At 59.1% G+C, this 18,259-nt stretch carries 16 protein-coding genes; 5 read left to right on the forward strand and 11 right to left on the reverse strand.

All coding sequences use genetic code 11. The features are described from left to right. Positions 1-25: 25 nt before the first annotated feature. Genes ACVWYP_RS39235 through ACVWYP_RS39245 form a run of 3 tightly spaced genes read right to left on the reverse strand, consistent with a single transcriptional unit; the run spans position 26 to position 2,765 of the window. Positions 26-679, reverse strand: coding sequence for a PIG-L deacetylase family protein (locus ACVWYP_RS39235; protein ID WP_304497071.1), 654 nt, complete (start codon positions 677-679; stop codon positions 26-28). 5 nt (positions 680-684) lie between these two features. Beyond that, positions 685-1,479 (reverse strand): glucose-1-phosphate cytidylyltransferase, encoded by a 795-nt coding sequence (locus tag ACVWYP_RS39240; protein ID WP_304497072.1) that lies wholly within the window; start codon positions 1,477-1,479, stop codon positions 685-687. Then, positions 1,476-2,765 (reverse strand): class I SAM-dependent methyltransferase, encoded by a 1,290-nt coding sequence (locus tag ACVWYP_RS39245; protein ID WP_304497073.1) that lies wholly within the window; start codon positions 2,763-2,765, stop codon positions 1,476-1,478. Before ACVWYP_RS39245 ends, ACVWYP_RS39240 begins: the two co-directional genes overlap by 4 nt. Before the next feature lie 208 nt (positions 2,766-2,973). On the opposite strand from ACVWYP_RS39245, the gene rfbC reads away from it, so the two are divergent. Continuing rightward, positions 2,974-3,504, forward strand: a complete 531-nt coding sequence (rfbC, locus tag ACVWYP_RS39250) for a dTDP-4-dehydrorhamnose 3,5-epimerase (RefSeq protein ID WP_304497074.1) — start codon at positions 2,974-2,976, stop codon at positions 3,502-3,504. Positions 3,505-3,508: 4 nt separating this feature from the next. Here the strand turns inward: rfbC and ACVWYP_RS39255 are convergent, their stop codons facing one another. The 5 genes from ACVWYP_RS39255 to ACVWYP_RS39275 form a co-directional block, all read right to left on the reverse strand. Beyond that, the gene (locus tag ACVWYP_RS39255) at positions 3,509-4,828 is read right to left on the reverse strand and encodes a DUF4910 domain-containing protein (RefSeq protein ID WP_304500391.1); all 1,320 of its coding nucleotides are present in this window, start codon (positions 4,826-4,828) and stop codon (positions 3,509-3,511) included. 17 nt (positions 4,829-4,845) lie between these two features. Then, entirely contained in the window at positions 4,846-5,916 is a 1,071-nt protein-coding gene (locus ACVWYP_RS39260; protein WP_304497075.1) for an NAD-dependent epimerase/dehydratase family protein, read from the reverse strand. Between the two features lie 121 nt (positions 5,917-6,037). Further along, a complete protein-coding gene (locus ACVWYP_RS39265; protein WP_304497076.1) occupies positions 6,038-7,021 on the reverse strand; it encodes a GNAT family N-acetyltransferase in 984 nt (327 codons plus the stop codon). 246 nt (positions 7,022-7,267) lie between these two features. Further along, the gene (locus ACVWYP_RS39270) at positions 7,268-9,133 is read right to left on the reverse strand and encodes a pectate lyase family protein (RefSeq protein WP_304497077.1); all 1,866 of its coding nucleotides are present in this window, start codon (positions 9,131-9,133) and stop codon (positions 7,268-7,270) included. Between the two features lie 140 nt (positions 9,134-9,273). Next, a complete protein-coding gene (locus ACVWYP_RS39275; RefSeq protein WP_304497078.1) occupies positions 9,274-10,692 on the reverse strand; it encodes an O-antigen ligase family protein in 1,419 nt (472 codons plus the stop codon). 503 nt (positions 10,693-11,195) lie between these two features. Here ACVWYP_RS39275 and ACVWYP_RS39280 point away from each other — a divergent pair. Together ACVWYP_RS39280 and ACVWYP_RS39285 are read left to right on the forward strand one after the other, a co-directional pair. Next, on the forward strand, positions 11,196-12,395 hold the full coding sequence (locus tag ACVWYP_RS39280) for a polysaccharide biosynthesis/export family protein (protein WP_028338401.1): 1,200 nt from the start codon (positions 11,196-11,198) through the stop codon (positions 12,393-12,395). Next, a complete protein-coding gene (locus ACVWYP_RS39285; RefSeq protein WP_304497079.1) occupies positions 12,392-13,669 on the forward strand; it encodes an acyltransferase family protein in 1,278 nt (425 codons plus the stop codon). Before ACVWYP_RS39280 ends, ACVWYP_RS39285 begins: the two co-directional genes overlap by 4 nt. Here the strand turns inward: ACVWYP_RS39285 and ACVWYP_RS39290 are convergent. After that, positions 13,605-14,861, reverse strand: coding sequence for a glycosyltransferase family 4 protein (locus ACVWYP_RS39290; RefSeq protein ID WP_304497080.1), 1,257 nt, complete (start codon positions 14,859-14,861; stop codon positions 13,605-13,607). The genes ACVWYP_RS39285 and ACVWYP_RS39290 overlap by 65 nt on opposite strands. A 309-nt stretch (positions 14,862-15,170) precedes the next feature. Here ACVWYP_RS39290 and asnB point away from each other — a divergent pair, with 309 nt between their 5' ends. Further along, a complete protein-coding gene (gene asnB / locus ACVWYP_RS39295) occupies positions 15,171-17,111 on the forward strand; it encodes an asparagine synthase (glutamine-hydrolyzing) (RefSeq protein WP_304497081.1) in 1,941 nt (646 codons plus the stop codon). A gap of 13 nt (positions 17,112-17,124) precedes the next feature. Here asnB and ACVWYP_RS39300 read toward each other — a convergent pair whose 3' ends face one another. Together ACVWYP_RS39300 and ACVWYP_RS39305 are read right to left on the reverse strand one after the other, a co-directional pair. Next, a complete protein-coding gene (locus tag ACVWYP_RS39300) occupies positions 17,125-17,403 on the reverse strand; it encodes a hypothetical protein (RefSeq protein ID WP_035630805.1) in 279 nt (92 codons plus the stop codon). After that, positions 17,400-17,618, reverse strand: a complete 219-nt coding sequence (locus tag ACVWYP_RS39305) for a hypothetical protein (RefSeq protein WP_304497082.1) — start codon at positions 17,616-17,618, stop codon at positions 17,400-17,402. The genes ACVWYP_RS39300 and ACVWYP_RS39305 overlap by 4 nt, the downstream gene beginning before the upstream one ends. 291 nt (positions 17,619-17,909) lie before the next feature. Between ACVWYP_RS39305 and ACVWYP_RS39310 the strand changes: the two genes are divergently transcribed. Beyond that, positions 17,910-18,164: a hypothetical protein gene (locus ACVWYP_RS39310; RefSeq protein ID WP_304497083.1), complete on the forward strand. Its 255-nt coding sequence runs from the start codon at positions 17,910-17,912 to the stop codon at positions 18,162-18,164. Positions 18,165-18,259 lie beyond the last annotated feature (95 nt).

An 18,259-nucleotide genomic window follows, 5' to 3' on the forward strand; every position in this document is an offset into this window, starting at 1 on the left:
CTGCGTAATGTCCGCGCAACCATCGTCAGATCAGTGTCAACTTTCGCCCGAAAAATGCCTCGGCGAAGCGTTCCGTAGCCCTGCACTCCATGCCCCGAATCCGTGCGAGACCGCGAAAGGTGTCTGCATCGAACCACTGCTTGGATCGCTGCGTCCCGAAATGCTTGAGCAGGAGTTCAATCTTACGATCGAGCGCCGCCGCCGATACCGGCATGTAAACGTTGGGTTGACCGAAGTCGCCATCCCACTTCGGGATCTCGTATTCCAGAATCTGATGATCACGAAACGTGTTCCAGGTCAGGCGGCAGACCTGACGATGGTCCTGATGAGCATCATCCCTGCGATGCGTCAGAATGACGTCGGGCTCGACCCGCCGCTTCAGCGATTCAAACCATTCCTTGATGGCCTCTCCCCTTTCCGGGAAGAATCCATCGGGAAACGACAGCACCTCGACATTCGTGGATGCAGCCTCGCGCAAGAAGTCGGCCGCCGACGCTCTGGCCTCAGCCTCCCGTATGGCGCCACCGCTTAGAACGCACCAATGCACGTCCAGCTTGATGCCGCGCTCGATCAGCCCGAGCAGCGTCGCTCCCGCGCCGATTTCGATATCATCCGAATGGGCGCCAAGGCACAGGATCGACAGACGGTCTCCGGGCCTGGCAAGCTGCAATGCTCTCATTCCGGTTACGCCGCGCTGGCTACCGACGAGTGATTCAGTCGCCACGGCGTGTCGCCGCGCTCCACCATGTCCTCCAACACTTGTCTGTCGCGCAAGGTATCCATGGCGCGCCAAAAGCCCTCATAGCGATAGGCCATGAGGTGACCGCCCTCGATCAAACGGTTGAACGGTTCCTGGACGAGCTCTTCTCCCTCCTTGATGTAGTCGAAGATTTCGTTGCGGAAGATGAAGTAGCCGCCGTTGATCCAGATCTCGGACTCCTGGCTGGAGCGAATCCGCTGCACCGACCCCTCGGCATCGAACTCGGCAAGGTGGAAGCTGATCGGTGGATGGATTGCCACGAAGCAACCGATCTTTCCGCTTTCCTTGAACTTCTGGATCACGTCAGGCAGCGGCGCGTCGGTCAGCCCGTCGCTGTAGTTCGCAAGGAACATCTCCTCGTCCTTGACGAGATGGCGGACGGCCAGCAAGCGCTGCCCGATGTTGCGCCATGTCCCCGTATCCACCAGCGAAACTCGCCAGTCCGGCTGATGTTCGCCGATCAACTCGACCTTCTTGCCGTACTCCGAAATCACGCAGTCGCTGTTCGCAGTCGCGCGATAATCGAGGAAGTAATCCTTGATCACGTTCGCCTTGTAGCCAAGGCACAATATGAAATCATTGTGATTGTATTGGCTGTAGTACTGCATCACATGCCAGAGGATCGGCTGATGGCCGATCGGTACCATCGGCTTCGGTATGCTCTCCGAATACTCGCGGATCCGCGTACCGAGACCGCCGCAAAAAAGGACAACCTTCATGGCGCAACCTCACGCGGATCGATGATTTCGACGTTAGGAATCGGAACGATGAACTTGCAGCCCCAGTCCGCGACATGCCGCATTTGCACGACGATCTCCCTCTTCAAATTCCAGGGCAGGATGAACAGGTAGTCGGGGCGAGCCTCGTCGATGGCTTCGACCGGGAGGATCGGAATGTGCATTCCCGGCGTATAGCGGCCGTGCTTGTAGGGGTTGCGGTCCACGGTGAAGTCGAGGAAGTCGGTACCGATGCCGCAGTAGTTCAGCAGCGTGTTGCCCTTGCCGGGAGCGCCGTAGCCGCAGATCCGCGCGCCCTTGTTCTTGCTCGCGATCAAGAACGACAGCAATTCGCGCTTGGTGCGATGAACCCGCGATGTAAACTGCTCGTACTGACCTATGTCTTCCAGGCCGATCCGACGCTCATGGGCCAGCAGTGCGGTCACCGCGGTGGAGACGGCGTGAGGCGCGTCGGCACGGCAGAGATAGACGCGAAGCGAGCCGCCATGCGTTGGGATCTGCTCGACGTCGAAAACCTTCAGATCGTGCCGCCGCGCCAGACGATCGATCGTCACCAACGAGAAATAGGAGAAATGCTCGTGATAAATGGTATCGAACTGATTTTCGTCGATGAGCCGCTCAAGATGCGGAAACTCGAGCGTAATCACGCCTTGCGGCCCGAGCAGGCACGCCATTCCGGCGGTGAAATCGTTTAGATCCGGAACCTGGGCCAGCACGTTGTTGCCGATAATCAGATCGGCCCGTTTGCCATCCGAGACCAGCTTCTGCGCGAGCTCCAGGCCGAAGAACTCGACCATTGTCGGGACGTTCTTCTGCCTCGCAACTTCGGCCACGTTGGCCGCCGGCTCGATTCCCGTGACCGGCACCCCGAGCGGCAGGAAGTGCTGCAACAGGTAGCCATCGTTGCTCGCGATCTCGTAGACGCGGCTGTCGGCACCAAGGTTCAGCCTGGCCTTGATCATCTCACAGTAGCGCCGCGCATGTTCCACCCACGACGTCGAGTAGGACGAGAAGTAGGCATACTCGGTGAAGATATGCTCCGGTTTGACGTATTCCTGGAGTTGCACCAGGAAGCAGGATCCACAAACCACGGTGTGCAGCGGATAGTACGGCTCCATGGCGTCGGTCTGGTCGGCTGTGAGAAAACTTTCACACAGAGGCGACATTCCCAGATCGACAAACGTCGATTTCAACGTCGCGCCGCACAGACGGCAGTTACCGTGAGAGGATTTCGATCGAATCGATTCGAATCTCGAGTGAGCGTTCATTGGGCCGTACCATGAATATAGGATTGCCGAATATAAGATTGCCGGCGCTTAAATCGGGCTCGTTAGATTGAATTTTATCGTATGAAAGCGAACAATATGAAGCGATATCGAACAACAAGGTAAACCACGCAGATGCTGAAAATTTTAGTAAAATTGTATAGAACTGGTCGTCGACAATTGGCCGCTCGGCCGGGAGTGGATACGTCCCATGCGCTTTGAAGCAACAGGACTTGACGGAGCGTGGCTCGTCAAACTCGAGGCTGCACACGATGAGCGCGGCTTTTTCGCGCGCACGTTCTGCGAAGACGAGTTTCGCGCACACGGGCTCGTGACCAGATTTCCCCAGCACAGCATCTCGAGTTCCTCGCGCAAGGCGACATTGCGCGGAATGCACTTCCAGAATGAGCCGCACGGTGAGGTTAAACTCGTGCGCTGCTTGAACGGATCGATTTGGGACGTCATCGTCGATCTGCGTGCGAACTCGCCGACCTTTCGTCAATGGCGCGGCTTCGAGCTTTCAGCGGAGAACGGTTCGCAGCTCTACATCCCCAAGGGGTTCGCACACGGCTTTCAAACCTTGAGCGACAACGTTCAGGTCAATTACCTGATTTCGGAATTCTACGAGCCTTCGGCTGCTAATGGCGTCCGATACGACGATCCGATGTTCGGCGTCAGCTGGCCTCTGGCCGTCAGCACGATCTCCGATAAAGACCTGAACTGGCCGCTTCAGGGTGCGTGAGCACTTATCGCACAGGCGCGAGGAGCCCGTGACGCTCGAGCACCTTTGCCGTCTTCAGAATGACCGGGAACGGCAGGTCGGCACGCCTGGCGATATCAAGCAGTGAATAGTGTCCATCGGACAGGTTTAAAATCCACAGCATCGCCATGTTGGCTGCGGCGGCGTCCTTGTCGCCGCCGATCGCACCATAGAGTCCGCGTCTACCCAGCTGCGGTTCGCCCTTCGGCGACGTGTTATAGTAGCTGCGGTTGCCTTCGAGCAGGTCGATGACTTCGGAAATGATGCGGAAGGATTCCCCGAGGTGCTCCGGCCGAATGAAGCTCAGGTCGTCGGCCGAGGTGTGATACTGGGGGATAGCACCGAAGCGGCTGCGCTGGAACAATCCCACCGGCAGGTTGAACCCGGGCGAACAGTATTGCCGCTCATCATAGCCGTAGGGCGAAAACTCCAGTATCGTCGGCGTCAGCTTGCAATGCCGCAGCGTGTGCATCATCGCAAGGTCGATTTCAGCATCGCCCTGCCTGCTCTTCTTGTATGTCGGGCCGGCGCCGTCGCCGACCATTGACACCACGAGGCCATGCTTGATGCGAGACACACGATGCTCGTTGCGGGCAAGCCAGGTGATCGCGCCAATCGTTCCTGGCGCAAAGAGAAACCGATAGCTGTATCGCGTTCGCATCTGGGAGATGCGGCTCGCGAGCTCCGCTAGCAGGGCCAGGCCGGAACAGTTGTCATTGGCGAGCGAGGGATGGCAAACATGCGCCGACAGAAGCACCTCGTCGTCTGACTCTCCCCGGTGAAAATACTCACCATAGGTCAAATGCCCGTCGGCGAGGGTCGAGTCGATCACGACCTCGTAGCTATCGTCCCGCAGTTGCTCCAACTGTCGGTGGGTCATGCAGAAAGCCCAGTTCTCCTGGTAGTAGGACGTTCGGTACGGGACAAGGTCCGGCTGATCGGGCAATGTGAAGATGTGAGGCTTAAGCTCGTCCAGCGACATGGTGCGGCACACCGGCACGCTGTAGCTCATCACATGCAGGTTCGATTCGTTGAAATCGATGACCTTCCGGCCCCGCGGGTCCTTGATGTATGCGTCCCGGATGTTCCACTCACGCGGCACGACCCAGTCGAGAACGGGTGTACCGGTCGGCACCTCGTGGACATCAAGCGAGATATGCGCGCCGATCTCCCGAAGGGTCTGCCGCACACCATTACCGGTGATGCTGCGGCAGATCGGGTAGATCCTTTGGGCAAGCGCAAAGATCTTTGCGCCTGAACTTGTGACATCGTCTGCCGCCGACACGCCGTCCTCCTGGTGTGTCAAATCGATCGGCACGTGCTTTAGTTCGCGGCGAGAGCCGATTGCCCGGCACCCTGCCTCGACTTTACATGGCGGAGATCCGCATCGAGCACACCGTCCGCCAGCAACTTGTTGACGTGGCTGATACGCTGATACCGGGGACCTTCGAACTCTTCGAGCGTGATGCCCGAGGCCCGGTAAGCCTTATAGAGCTGTTCCGCGCCCATCTTCGCATCCCATTGCGGCTTGAACTCCGGCAACCGGGTTCGGATCTTTTCGAAGCTCACGCGATAGGACCGCGTGTCGGGACCGGCGCCATCGGCAAATTCGATCTGACAGCCAGGGACAACATCAGCGACAATCTTCGCGAGATCGCGAATCTGGTAGTTGTGCGCCGTCTGGCCGACGTTGAAAGCCTCATTGAACACCGCCGCCTCGGGAGCTTCCATCGCCGCGATGAAGGCGCGGGAGATGTCCTCGATGTGAACGATGGGCCGCCAGGGCGTGCCGTCCGATTTCAAGAAGATCTTTCGCGTTGTCACCGCCCAGGCAACGAGATTGTTCAGCACGACATCGAATCGGAGCCGGGGAGATACGCCGTAAGCCGTTGCGGGTCGCAGGTAGACCGGGCAAAATCCGTCACCGGCGAGGCCGGCGATATCGCGCTCCGACTGCACCTTGGATTCGCCATAGGCAGTCACCGGGTTGAGCGCTCCGGTTTCGTCGATCATCCCGTCGCCCGCCTTGCCGTAGTTGCTGCAGGAGGACGCGAACACGAACCGTCGCACGCCGGCTTGCTTGGCCAGTTGCGCGAGGCGCACGCTGGCTACATGATTGATCTGGTCGGTAAGGCCGGGTCTCAGATTGCCGAGCGGATCGTTCGACAGCGCGGCAAGATGCAGGACCGCGTCGAAAGCCTTCAGATCGGCAAGTTCGACGTCTCGCGTGTCCTTGCGGATGGCCGGCACATCCACGATCGACCCGCCCTCTGCAAATGTGCAGCGAGAGTACAGATCGCTGTCGAGGCCCACGACTTCGTGCCCGGCACGCCGTAGCATCGGGGTGAGCACTGTTCCGATGTAGCCGAGATGTCCGCTCACGAGAACGCGCATCTTAACGCCTCCAAATTAATTCTGCTTCTATCCCCCCTGCTTATTTCAAAATCGGTCGCTGATGCACGTGTTTGTAAAACCTTAGTTAATGGCGCGCATTGAAATTGCGGGAGCGATCCGCTCAAGACGACGGGAAATGGTTGAGCCGTACGCCATGATCGTTGACGTCGCTGGCGGCGGCGCCAGCCGAGAGACGCCGCAGTAGCGCTTGGGGAACTCTGCGTAGTTGCCGGTGAAGCCGGTAACGAATGGTGGAACGGCTGACGTCGAAGCGATTGGCCAGTTCTCCGCCGAACGCCACAACGAACTTGTATCGCGCCTCGTTTTCAATTCCGCCATCGAAATCGAAATGAAGGCCCCGCTCGTGCGCCAGCTCGATGCCACTCCAGAGGAGCAGACTTACTGCGCCTGGATGCGCAATGCTCCTGTCCCGCGACGACAGGAAATAGTGCACGAATTTGTGGTCCCAGACGAAGAAGACCTGGGCGTGAACGTTGTTGTTCGAGTCCACCGCCGCCAGGATCTTGCATTGCTGTCGCTCGCTCGCGGCGGCATAGACAGCTTCCAATCGCGAGAGGTCGAAATACGACTTCGCGCCCTCCAGGTTGGCTTGGTAATACTTCACGAAGTATTTTGCGGAAGTGACTTCGCGAATGACGAGCCGTTCCCGCGCACGTCGTATCACGTTCTTCGTCTTGTCGCGCAATCCCGACCAGAGCTCGTCTCGGGGGCTCGTGCATTTCAGCATGAAGGTCGGATGCGCCCGCACCTCGTAGCCGCACGCGAGGAACGCGGCGACATCGCTGAACCCGGTATCGAGCGTCATCTCGACGTGATCGAAATCCGCGACCTGCTTGAGCAGATCAGTGATGACCGCATGCGCCAACCGCATGCGCGCTTCCGTCTTGCCAGACTGCAGCGTGACTGTCGGTCCGAGAAAGCGCGTGATTTGAGGCATCTCGCAGATGCTCATCCCGCCTTCAGTTCGCGTGACGAACCGGAGAGAACCCACGACGCGCCCGCCACGCGAACAAGTGACTTCGCGCCAGCTACCGGGAGCCAGCGCATCCAGCCACCAATCCTCGTGAAAGACCGATTTGCGCATCAAATTCCTCTTCCGGAGACTAACCGGATAGCGAAACGGCAATCTGATTAAACCAAAACGTGCAGAAATGCCCAACGTCCGCGCGGATCAGAAGGCCTTAGCTTCTATTGTAGTTAACGACGTCTGCAGCATTTGAATCGGGGCGCTGGCCTAGTTAGCCTCTGAGCTCGTCGCCGGTCAGGTGACGCATTGACGCAATGCTGCGCCCGTTCGAAACATGTTTAATCATTGTCACGCGATATGCGTTCACTGCGGACTTTTGCGTGCCGATCCATCCAAATTCGGCTGCACGAACGGCGTGCCGGCGTCATAGCGCGCTTTGGCCGGAAGCACATGAAGCTTCGTCTCTCCGACCGGGTCCACCCAAGGCCAATCGTATCCGCGCCCGGCGTCGAAGAACGCGGGACGGCCTGCGAGGTACATGGAAGCAGGCAAGGCGCGATCCTCGCTTCCGGAATCCCAGTGCGTTTTGTTGGTGAGGTAATCAAAATTGCCATATCGAATCGTGGACATCGCAACCTTTGCGTCCGTCGGATATGGCTTCACAGCGTCCCAGCCGAGCATCCAGACGCCGGGCTTTGCGTCGGTAAAGCGGGTTTCGTACGACCAGCCGCTCATCTGACCGGGAATCCCGAGCACATTTCCTATGAAAGACATCCAGTAGGAATACGCCATCAGGCCGGCGGCGCGCCGCGGCCCATTGCGAGGCTGCGACAGATCATCGATCGTCCCGCCCGCCTGATTGTCGAACGCTGCCCGGACGCCGCGCAGATAGTTGCGGAAAAACGTGTGATAGATGCTGTTGCCGTGAGTGTCGTCGCTGTCGGCGTTCTGGGCGTAGTTGCCCTCGAACAGAACGTGATGGGCGCCCACCATGTGGCTGGCGTTGAGCCCGGTTTCGATCCAGGCTCCATTCGTATTGATGTAGCCCATGTCCATGTAGTTGTAGCCGACCACCGAGCCGGCCCCGGCGGAACGCGCCACCACCAGCTTGTTGGCCCTCACGGCAATTCCATTCTCGATCAGAACTTCCGACGATCCGGCGGAAAGGCTAATGGCATATCCGCCTCCGCCGGGTTGGGCCCAGGCCGCGTCGTGCACGTAGAACTCGCGCAGTTCGACGCGGAAGGAGCTGTGGATGGCAAAGCCTTCGCCGTGCCAAACCGAATTGTCGACGTTCTTCGCCCACGAAGAAGCAGCCCAATTGAAGCGAAGATTGCCCGCGTCGCCCCCCTTGAGCGCCAGATCTTCAACGCCCGCGTGCTTCACATGCGGCTGCGCGAACCGTGACAGTTGAGCTGCGTTTGCTTTCCGATAGCTGATGTGAATTGGAGTCGTGAAGGTGATGCTGGAACCGGAGACCGTGCTGATCTCCTTGACCTCGGCAACAGGCCGATCAGGTCTCCCGAACCACGATCCAGCGCTTTGCGGCGTCGACGGAAACGCATCGGGTGCAAAGTCATCGACATACTGAATTGCAGGCTTGTGCTTTTGCCAGACAACCCTGAAATCTTCCGACGCCCAGATCTCCCCTCGCCCCTGCGGGTCGACACGCCAATCAGCGGCCGACGCCTCGTCGAGCAGCACGATCTGTCCAGGCACAAAGCCCGCAGCGTCGTCGACCTCGATCGTTTTTTCGCCCTTGGTGGCGTCATTCCGAAGGTTCACCGATCGCACGGCATTGACCGTATCGCTCGTACTGGAAAAAAGCGACGGGCCCACCACGACCAGCGGAGACGGCTTGGCACCGACTGCGTCATTGAAAGGTTTCGCGCCATCTTGCTTTTCGAGCATCGTCCGGCCCGGACCGGAGCCGCGCAGGGTAATTGCCTTGTTGAGCAGCAGGAAATTGCCGCCATTTATCAGAAACCGTCCCGCCGCCAGTTGCACGACCTGCCCTACCGGACATGCGTTGATTGCGCCCTGGATTGCCGCAGCGTCATCGAGTGTGCCGCCACGAGGCGACAGCGTCGCGCAGATGGTTTTTCGGATGGGTATCCCACCCTCGGCCATCAGGCCGGGTTGCCAGGTCGTCGCGCGATCTGAGGGCAGTATTTCCATCGAGTCGAGAGCAAAAGCAGACGAATGGCTTGAGCATGCAACGAAGATCATCGTTGCAGCCAAGCACCGCCAAGGCCGTCGCAGGGCCGTTCGCAGTGTCTGGTGACCAGGGTTGCGCCGCGTCGCGATGACCTTCCGGTTGAACATGCATCCTCTGACTTGCAGCGCCGAACCGACTGGCTTCGCGCCTGCTAGCGTGACCTCACGACGTTGACGGGAGTGGACGGCGGCCTGAACCGCGGTCCGTGGATGCGCCGCATTGCTGGACGCCTGGCTATTGCCGAGTTGGCCGCGGGACGCGCCTGCCTCCAATATCTGGCAGCTTCAACCGCGGCTATAACGAACACGACCCACAGCATTTCGAAGCCGCGCATCCACGTGCTCTCGAGACCGTTCGTGATGGCAACGTAGAGAACGATCGACAGCAGGATCCATGCCCGCGAAAGATCAAACCGCGCCAGGCGACCAATGCCGTGTATCGTCGCAAGGATGAACGCGACAAGCAGGAAAAATCCCACATAACCTAGTTCAAGCAATGTGTCTTCATACCCATTGTGGGCGTTGGGCATCTCCTTGACCCAGCCCGGCGCTTCCACGATGCTCGGCGCGTCGGGCCCAACCAGCCAGAACGACTGATAACCCCAGCCCAGCAACGGCTTCTTTGCGATTTGCATATTTGCAAAATCCCAAATGATGGTACGGCCCGTGAAAGTCGAATCGCCGTACAGCATGTACGACACGCGATTCATGCTGAATCCGGTGACGAACGAAAAAACCATCCAGCAAATCGGTATCGATACGACAATCACCCACACCGGAACACGGGTAGCCCTGGAAAGCTTGAGCAAGGTCCAGGCAAACACCGGGACAAGCACCGCAAGAGCAAGCGCCGTCTTTGAATTGCTCAGCAGCAGCAGCGCAACAGACATCAGCGCGGTAACGATGCCGAGAATCCGTCGTCGTCCGGAATGAAGCAGTTCATGGAGCGCAAGCAGGAATGCAACGGCGGCGCATTCACCTAGATAGTTCTTGCCCGAGAAATAGCCCGGGTAGCCCCATGTGGCGAACTTCACATCGATCGGCGGCCGGCCCATGACGAACAGCATGTTCAGCACGGCAGCGATAAAGAAACACCAGAACAAGCCGCGCAGCAGGTCGGTCGATCGAGTTGCAACGATCGCCGGGAGCGCGATCGAGGCAATGATCATGGCCTGCTGCATAAATCTGATCAGCGAAGTCTCCGGCTTGAATGCCCAGGCAACGCTCGCCCCCGCCAGCGCAAGATAGGCGAACAGTATGATCAGGATCGGCGGAAAGCGAAGTCGCGACCGATTGCGCAGCGCAACGACGAGCGCGACAGCGGACAGGATCGGCCAAAAGATTTTGCTCTCTGGTCGAGCTTCCAAAAGACAAGCCGAGTCCGTCGGACTACAGGTCACGAGGATCAGGGGAAAGGCAATCGTGGCGTAGACGCAGGCCAGCAGCGGGATGATCGCGTATCTGTCGATTACCCGGCCGGACGGAGCCGCCAAGCCTGGTCGCTGAGAACGCAATACGGCTTCGTGCATGCTCGGGCCCGTCAACTCCAGTCGCCAAAGCAGCACGCTCATCGTTAATCGCCTGCCTTGCCCGATCGCGGGGCCGCGCAGCGATACGATCAGCTTCTCAATGGCACTCGCGCCAACACGTACTCAGACACGACTCCGAACACCAACGATAAGTCAATCTTTCCTGAATTTTTATAGTGAACGCTTCGTTAACGCTTGTCCCCTAGCGTGGCGCTCAGGGCGGGCTGTTTCGCTTAGTCGCTTAATATTCCGGGAAATTGTGAATGCCGCGTAAGTACATGTTTACTCGCGCAAATTTCTTCCGAGCCTGTGTCCGGCAATACGGCGGTCGATGCCGAACGGCGACGACCGCAAGGGGCGTGCAAGCAAGCGCGAAGACGAGACCGGCGTTTACCAAGACTGCGTTCGTTAATCTTCGTTAACCAGGGTCCAATGTCGTGCCGAGAAGTGCAGGCAAGAGTAGTCAACGAACGCCGTGCCTGACCACTCGTGAAGTGGCGCCGGCGCATTCGCCTGGCAAATCCTCGCGTCTCAGTGGCCGCCTGTTGGGCGCTCTGGTCATCACAGCGACAATCGCGCTTGCTGGCTGCTCGACCATGCCGACCTCGGGACCGGCAAGCTCCTATGTCCGCGCGGGGCAGACCGACCCTGAAAGCGTGCACTATGCCTTGGTGCGCCTGACAGCTGACACCGAGAGGGTCCTGGTGCGCAACTCGAGGCGGATCGACCGCGTTTTCACGGATCGCCGCGGCCCGCCCGAGATTCGCTTTGGCATCGGCGACACGGTCAGCGTGACGCTGTTTGAATCGATGGCCGGTGGCCTGTTTACTCCAACCGAAGCCGGCACGCGTCAGGGCAATTATGTCACGTTGCCCAATCAGGCCGTGAATTACAAAGGCAACATCACGGTTCCGTATGGGGGCTCGATCCGCGCTGCGGGCCGGACGCCGGAGGAAGTCCAGAATGCGATCGTGAAGTCCCTGCAGGACCGTGCGATCGAACCACAGGCAGTGGTTGCGCTGGTGGATCAGAAGGCAACCTCGATCAGCGTATTGGGCGAGGTCGGAACGCCTGCACGCTTGCCTGCAAGCGCCAGCGGCGAGCGGCTACTCGACATCATCACGCGCGCGGGCGGCCCCAAGAATCCCGGCTTCGATACCTGGGTGACTCTCGAACGCGACGGACGGCAGGGTACCGCACCGTTCGGATCGCTGCTCAGCCAACCGGCAAACAACATCTTCGTTCGCCCCCAAGATACGGTGTACGTATTCACGCAGCCGCAAACCTTCCTTGCGATGGGCGCTTCCGGGCAACAGGGGCAGTTCTCGTTTGGGGCCTGGCGCCTGACACTCGCCGAGGCCATGGCGAAGGCGGGCGGCCTTAAGGATGATCACGCCGACCCTGGGTCCGTGTTTATCTACCGAGGAGAACCACGCGAAGTTGCCAAGCAGCTCGGCGTCGACTGCACTCGCTATAGTGGGCCCCTTGTCCCCGTTATCTATATTCTCGATTTGAGAGATCCCGGCGGCTACTTCATCGCGACAGAATTCGAGATGCGGAATAAAGATGTCATCTTCGCGTCCAATGCAAATTCTGTCGAAGCGACAAAGTTCATGACTTACCTTCGGTTGATCATCGGCACCGTGAGCGATCCAATCGTCGCCGGGATCGATGCCTACACGCTGAAGGGACTCGCCAACGGCAGCATCTCCGGCGCGACAACCATCGTTACGTCGTCCCGATGACAACAATTGGCCTGGCGGAATCGGCTCCCGCGGCAAGTATGCTGCCGGCAACCGAATCCGCCGACGTAACTGCCCGCGATCGGTGGCCTCGCCTTCAGGGACACATTCCTGCGCTCGACGGCGTGCGGGGACTTGCCATCGTGATGGTGATGCTACTGCACTTCGTCGGCAATACGTTGCCGACCAACGCTGTCGAGAAGATCGTCGTCGGAATCACCAACTACGGCTCCTACGGCGTCGAGTTGTTCTTCGTCCTGTCCGGCTTTCTCATCACTGGAATCCTCTATGATTCACGAGAGGATCCCAGCTTCTTTCGCAATTTCTACATACGGCGCGTGCTGCGCATTTTTCCGCTCTACTATGGCGTGCTCGCGCTTGTCTTCTTCGTCGCTCCGCTTTTGAGCCCGCTGCGTGGTCCGACCCTCGACTATCTGGTAGATCGTCAGACCTGGGCCTGGCTGTACGGAGTCAACGTCTACATCGCATGGAACGGTGACTGGTCATTCTCGTATCTGGAGCACCTCTGGTCGCTTTGCATCGAGGAGCATTTCTATTTCTTCTGGCCGCTCGTCGTATATCTGGTCGCAAAGCAACCGAGAAAGTTGATTGCGGTCAGCCTTGGCCTATCGGTCGCTGCGATGCTCGCCCGCCTGGGCGGCTCCTTGGCGGGACTTAGCTGGTGGACAACCTATGTGTTGACACCGTTTCGCCTGGACGGTCTGGCCCTCGGCGCCTTTCTCGCCGTGGTCGTCCGACAACCGGGCGGACTTCGGCGACTGGTGGGTGCCCTTCCATACGTTGCGACCACTGCATTTGCCTTGCTTTCCCTGACTTTCATCTGGACGCGCCTGGTGACCGACCAAGGTAACGCTTTTGTCCTTCCGGTTCGGTCTTCCATCATCACCGTGCTGTTGGCTTGTCTCCTCATCTGGGTGCTTGTTGTCCCAAAGCATTCCTTGGTATCGCGCCTTTTCTGCAGCCGACCACTGATGTTTCTCGGGACCTATAGCTACGGCCTGTACGTCTACCATCACTTCATATCGTACTATCTCGTGACTCATCGAACCGAGCTGGCACTCGGCGAATGGCTTGGCTCTCACAGCGCAGCCGTGGCAATACAGGCGACAGCGGGCGCGCTCGTCTCGCTGCTAATCGCTTATCTGAGCTATGAATTCGTCGAAAAGCGTTTCCTGGAACTGAAGCGCTTCTTCAACGCTCGACGCCCCGTTGCTGCTGGCGACGCGCTGGCGCCTTCCCATCCGTACCGCAACTGACGGCGAGCCTCGTACGGTAGAAGCTCTCGAGAGCGCGAGCTGCTGAACTCCAGGCATACTTGCTTTCGGCCAAATGCCTTGCTGAACGTCCGAGATCCGCAGCGCGATCGGCATCACCCAGCAAGCCGCTGACGCGGGCGGCAAAGCTCTCGACATCGTCCGCGATCATGATGTCGTGGTCCGGCACGGCCTCGATCCCCTCGGCGCCCAGGGTTGTCGAGACGATTGCCTTACCCATCGCCATAGCCTCGACAATCTTGAGCCGTGTCCCGCCTCCCAATCGCAGAGGGACGACGACGACCGCCGCCTCGGCAAGATGCGGTCTCAAATCCGGTACGAAGCCGGTGAACTCGATTTGGGGACTTGCCAGCGCCAACAGGGCAGCTGGCGGCGAACCACCAATGATCTTGCAACGCGCATCCGGATGGCTGGCCGCGATCCGCGGCCATATATCGTTGACGAAGTGGATGACACCGTCGACATTCGGTGCATACGACAAGAGGCCAAAGAATACGACGGTGCGTCCGTCGGGCTTCGGATCGTCGGCACGCGGGCGATAGAACTCGATATCCGCGGCATTGGGGATGACGGCGGTCCTGGCTTCCGGCACTTCTTCAAGCAGCCGTCGTTCGTCGGCAGCGCTGCACAGATAGACGCCATCTGCGTCACGATAGGTCCCGAGCTCCTCCCTCCGAAGCTTGCGCCAGTTGACTTCGGAATAGAGGCGACGAAACAGGCTGTCGCCGCTTTGGGCGTACTGACGGGCAAGGTCGTAGTCGATGTTGTGAGAATCCACGACCAATACCGGAAGCTTCTCTCCTGCCGGCGCCTTGCGCAGCGCGTAGTGACCAAGGAACGTGAACTCGAGATTAACCACGTCGAAGCGCGTCGACCCAAGCAAGTCGTCCAGCGTCTGCCGCACTACGTTTGCCGTGATTCGCAAACGCTCGAAGCTGAGAGGCGATACCAGGGAGCGCAGTTGAAGCAGGCGCTTCGGCATCCCATCGCGACCAAACGGGTTACGCGCGAGCACCACCTTACGGCAGTAGGCCTGCATGGCAGTTCGGCATTCCTCGATGTCGTGCTCGTCATCCACGAGCATGACCGCCGTCAGGTCATGGCGCCGAGCTAATTCCGTCATCAAACCGTGCATGCGCGCCTGCGCGCCGATGCGCGGCGGGCTCGCAGGCATCTGTGACACAAAGAGAATATTTAGGCGGTCTGAGTGCATCGATCCAAACCTGCCTGCCGACATCGACAGGTGCTGAGATGCTCGCTGGGGCCCACATTCACACAGCTCGGCTTACTCAATGCTTAAGCTTGAGCCTTGCGTTAATAGTTGCCTCGTTCCTCTTAACGAAACAATGATAGAAAGGCGGCGTATCCATTTATCCGCTTGGATTTTCGACGTAGAAGCATTGCCGAAGCAGCCTTGGTAGGTTCTCCGCAACGTTACCTCGTGCGGGCCAGCTCAAGCTCAAGCCGCAAAGGCGACGATTGAATGTGCGGTATCTCGGGTATCATCGGCCGGCTTGACGAAAACAACCGGGCCGCGCTCGCTCGGATGAGCAAGGCCATGATCCATCGCGGGCCGGACGGCCACGGCTCGTGGACTTCAACGCCGGATGCCCGCGGCTGGGGTGTCATGCTTGATCACCGCCGCCTCTCGATCCTCGATCTGTCGTCCGCCGGCGCCCAACCGATGGTGGACGATACAACCGGGCACGTGATTTCGTTCAACGGCGAAATCTACAACTATGTCGCCCTGCGCAAACGCCTCGAGAGCGAAGGGCAATCTTTTCGGTCTAGCGGCGACACCGCCGTCATGTTGCGGGCACTCGGCCTGCATGGCCTGGAGGCAGTCGGATGGCTGCGCGGCATGTTCGCATTTGCAAGCTGGGATCCGCAACAGCGACGACTTCTGCTTGCGCGCGACCAGCTCGGCATCAAGCCGCTCTATATCGCACAGTCCAGCAATCCGAACACGACCTGGTCGCTGATATTTGCATCCGAACTGCGTGCATTGCTGGCCTCAGGCTTGCTCGGAACGCCGCGTCTTGATCCGCAAGCGGTTGCGAGTGGCGTATGGAACGGCTTTGTTGTCGGCCCTTGCACCGCCGTTCAGGGCGTTGAACTTCTTGCGCCGGGTCACTACGCCGAGTTTGACGGGACAGGCCGTAAAGTAAGCGAGCACGATTTCTGGCGCATCCCCGGAGGGTCGCCAGAACCGACAATGGACGAAGCGACGCTTGCCTCGATCCTCGAAGAAGGGATGAAGCTTCACCTCGCCAGTGATGTGCCGCTCGCGGTTTTCCTGTCGGGCGGCATCGATTCCTCCGCGATGGCGAATCTCGCACAACGGACCGCTGACGCCCCTGTTCATACTTTCACGCTCGCGTTCGAGGACCAGCAGTTCAACGAAGCGCCGTTCGCGAGGCAGACCGCTGCGGCAATCGGCACTCAGCATCATGAAGTGATGTTGTCCGAGCAGCGGTTCGTCGACAGCCTGGACGACGCCCTCGATAGTCTCGACCAGCCAACGTTCGATGGACTGAACGCCTATTTCATCTCCCGGGCTATTCGCGAAGCAGGCTTTACCGTCGCGCTGTCGGGAACGGGGGGCGACGAGCTGTTCGGCGGGTATCCGACGTATCGCGATCTTCCGATCTTGCAGCAGTGGTGTCATCGGGGCCGCGCATTTCCCAGAAAATGGCAGGCCACGGCTGCATCTTTGTTGACATGGCCCCTGCGACGATCCTCGCATCCCGTGCCGCCTCAAACGCGCTGGGCGAAGCTTCCGGATATGGTCGATCGTAGCGAGGATTTGCTGGCGTTATACCAGATGGCCTACGCGCTCTTCCTGCCTGGATTTCAGGATGAATTGCTTGCACCGGATTTCGCGGGCGCGATTGTGGACGGCCTTCCCGACGCGATGCGCCGGCGGCTGATGGCCGAAACGGCAGGCCGTACCGCTGTTTCCGCCATTAGCGTGATGGAACAACGTCTCTTTTTGGGTGAACGCCTCCTGCGCGACAATGATGCAGCAAGCATGGCCAGTTCGCTCGAGCAGCGCGTTCCGCTGGTCGACCACGTATTGTTTGAAAGCGTCGACGCCCTGCCGGACCAGGCGCGATATCAACCGTTAGGCCGCAAAGATATGCTTCGACGGATCGGATTGCGCGGGCTCGATCCTGCGCTCTTCGAGCGCCCAAAGACCGGCTTCGTCATGCCCTTTGACCGGTGGATTCGCCGCGGATTGAAGGACGCCATGGATCGGACCATGCGCGATCCGCAGGCGATCGCACCAACGGGCCTGGATCCCACCGCGGTCGAGCGACTTTGGCGAGCCTTTCTCGACGGAGCGCCGGGCATGTACTGGTCGCGGGTCTGGTCCATCTATGCGTTTGTCCGTTGGTGCCATCGCAACGGCGTTTACGCATGAATAGCGAGTGCCCTCACCGGCTTGCTCGCCGCTCACTCTGACCATTCGTCCAATCGATAACGTCGAACTCGAGCCCTCGCTTCAGCATCTCCGCCTCAAGATCGCTGGCATGCCGCTTCCATTCGGCCGTCGACCGGACGCGGAATTTTGGATCTTTGCCGCTTGCCTCGAATTCATCGTCGGCCTTTAGCGCGCCGCGGATAGCTTCATATATCATCCTCAGACTGGGATCGGTGATGGCACCGCAGGCCATTGGTTTCAGTGTCTCGATCTCGTCGAAATTTTTGCTCATGACGATGGTCGATCCTCATCTACGCGCGCCAGCGCGCCTTCGATGACCTCGATCTCCTCGCGGAGGATATCGCTCACGATCGACGGCTTGAACCCTGGTATGCTGTGCATCTGAACATCATCCAGCAATTGCTGACGATGGTGCCTCAGCTTTTCCAGGGCTTGGCGATCCTTCAACGCAATGTAGCCGGCAACGATCTGCTCGATGGCTTTCATCGGAAATGCGCTCTACAATAAAAATAACGTACTGCAATCTCTCGAATAAACTGGCCAAATCGCTTCCTGACAAGACCCCCGCCTTTGTGCTCGCGCGGTAGCGTTAACGCTCAGTCCGTAAAAACCCGGACCATCCACGAAATGAATCCGCCGCTCGTCGGGATCCGGCTGAAAGCGAAGAAGTAAGTTCGATCGGCCCGTGGCGGGATCGCCGGCCGGCTTTTCCTGGACTACCAGACCGGACGATCTGCATACCCGCCAAGGAGCAATCCGCCGCCTGTCGAAACCGGATTGAAGGCAAAGGCGAAGCAGTTGGAACAACGGCCCGCGAAGACAGTGAGACTCGGGAATGCCCTTTATCTGATCGGGTGCTTTGTTGCGGCCATTTGCGTCGCCACCGGCGCCATCACGGTGATCGAAATGCACAATTCAGGTGGTGTTTTTGACGTGGCGTTTGCCCCAATTGTTGGAGGCGTCATCGCCGCCCTCGGCCTCATCTCGTGGCTCATCGGTCGAGTCTGCCGCTACATCCTCTCCGGTCATTGACACAGGCTGGTTCAGGACTCTCATCATCGGGATGCTGCCCTGCATTACTGCTGGATCAAACCGTCAGAGATATTGACGGCAGACCTCTCGTCGTG

Source organism: Bradyrhizobium sp. USDA 3262 (assembly GCF_054060035.1).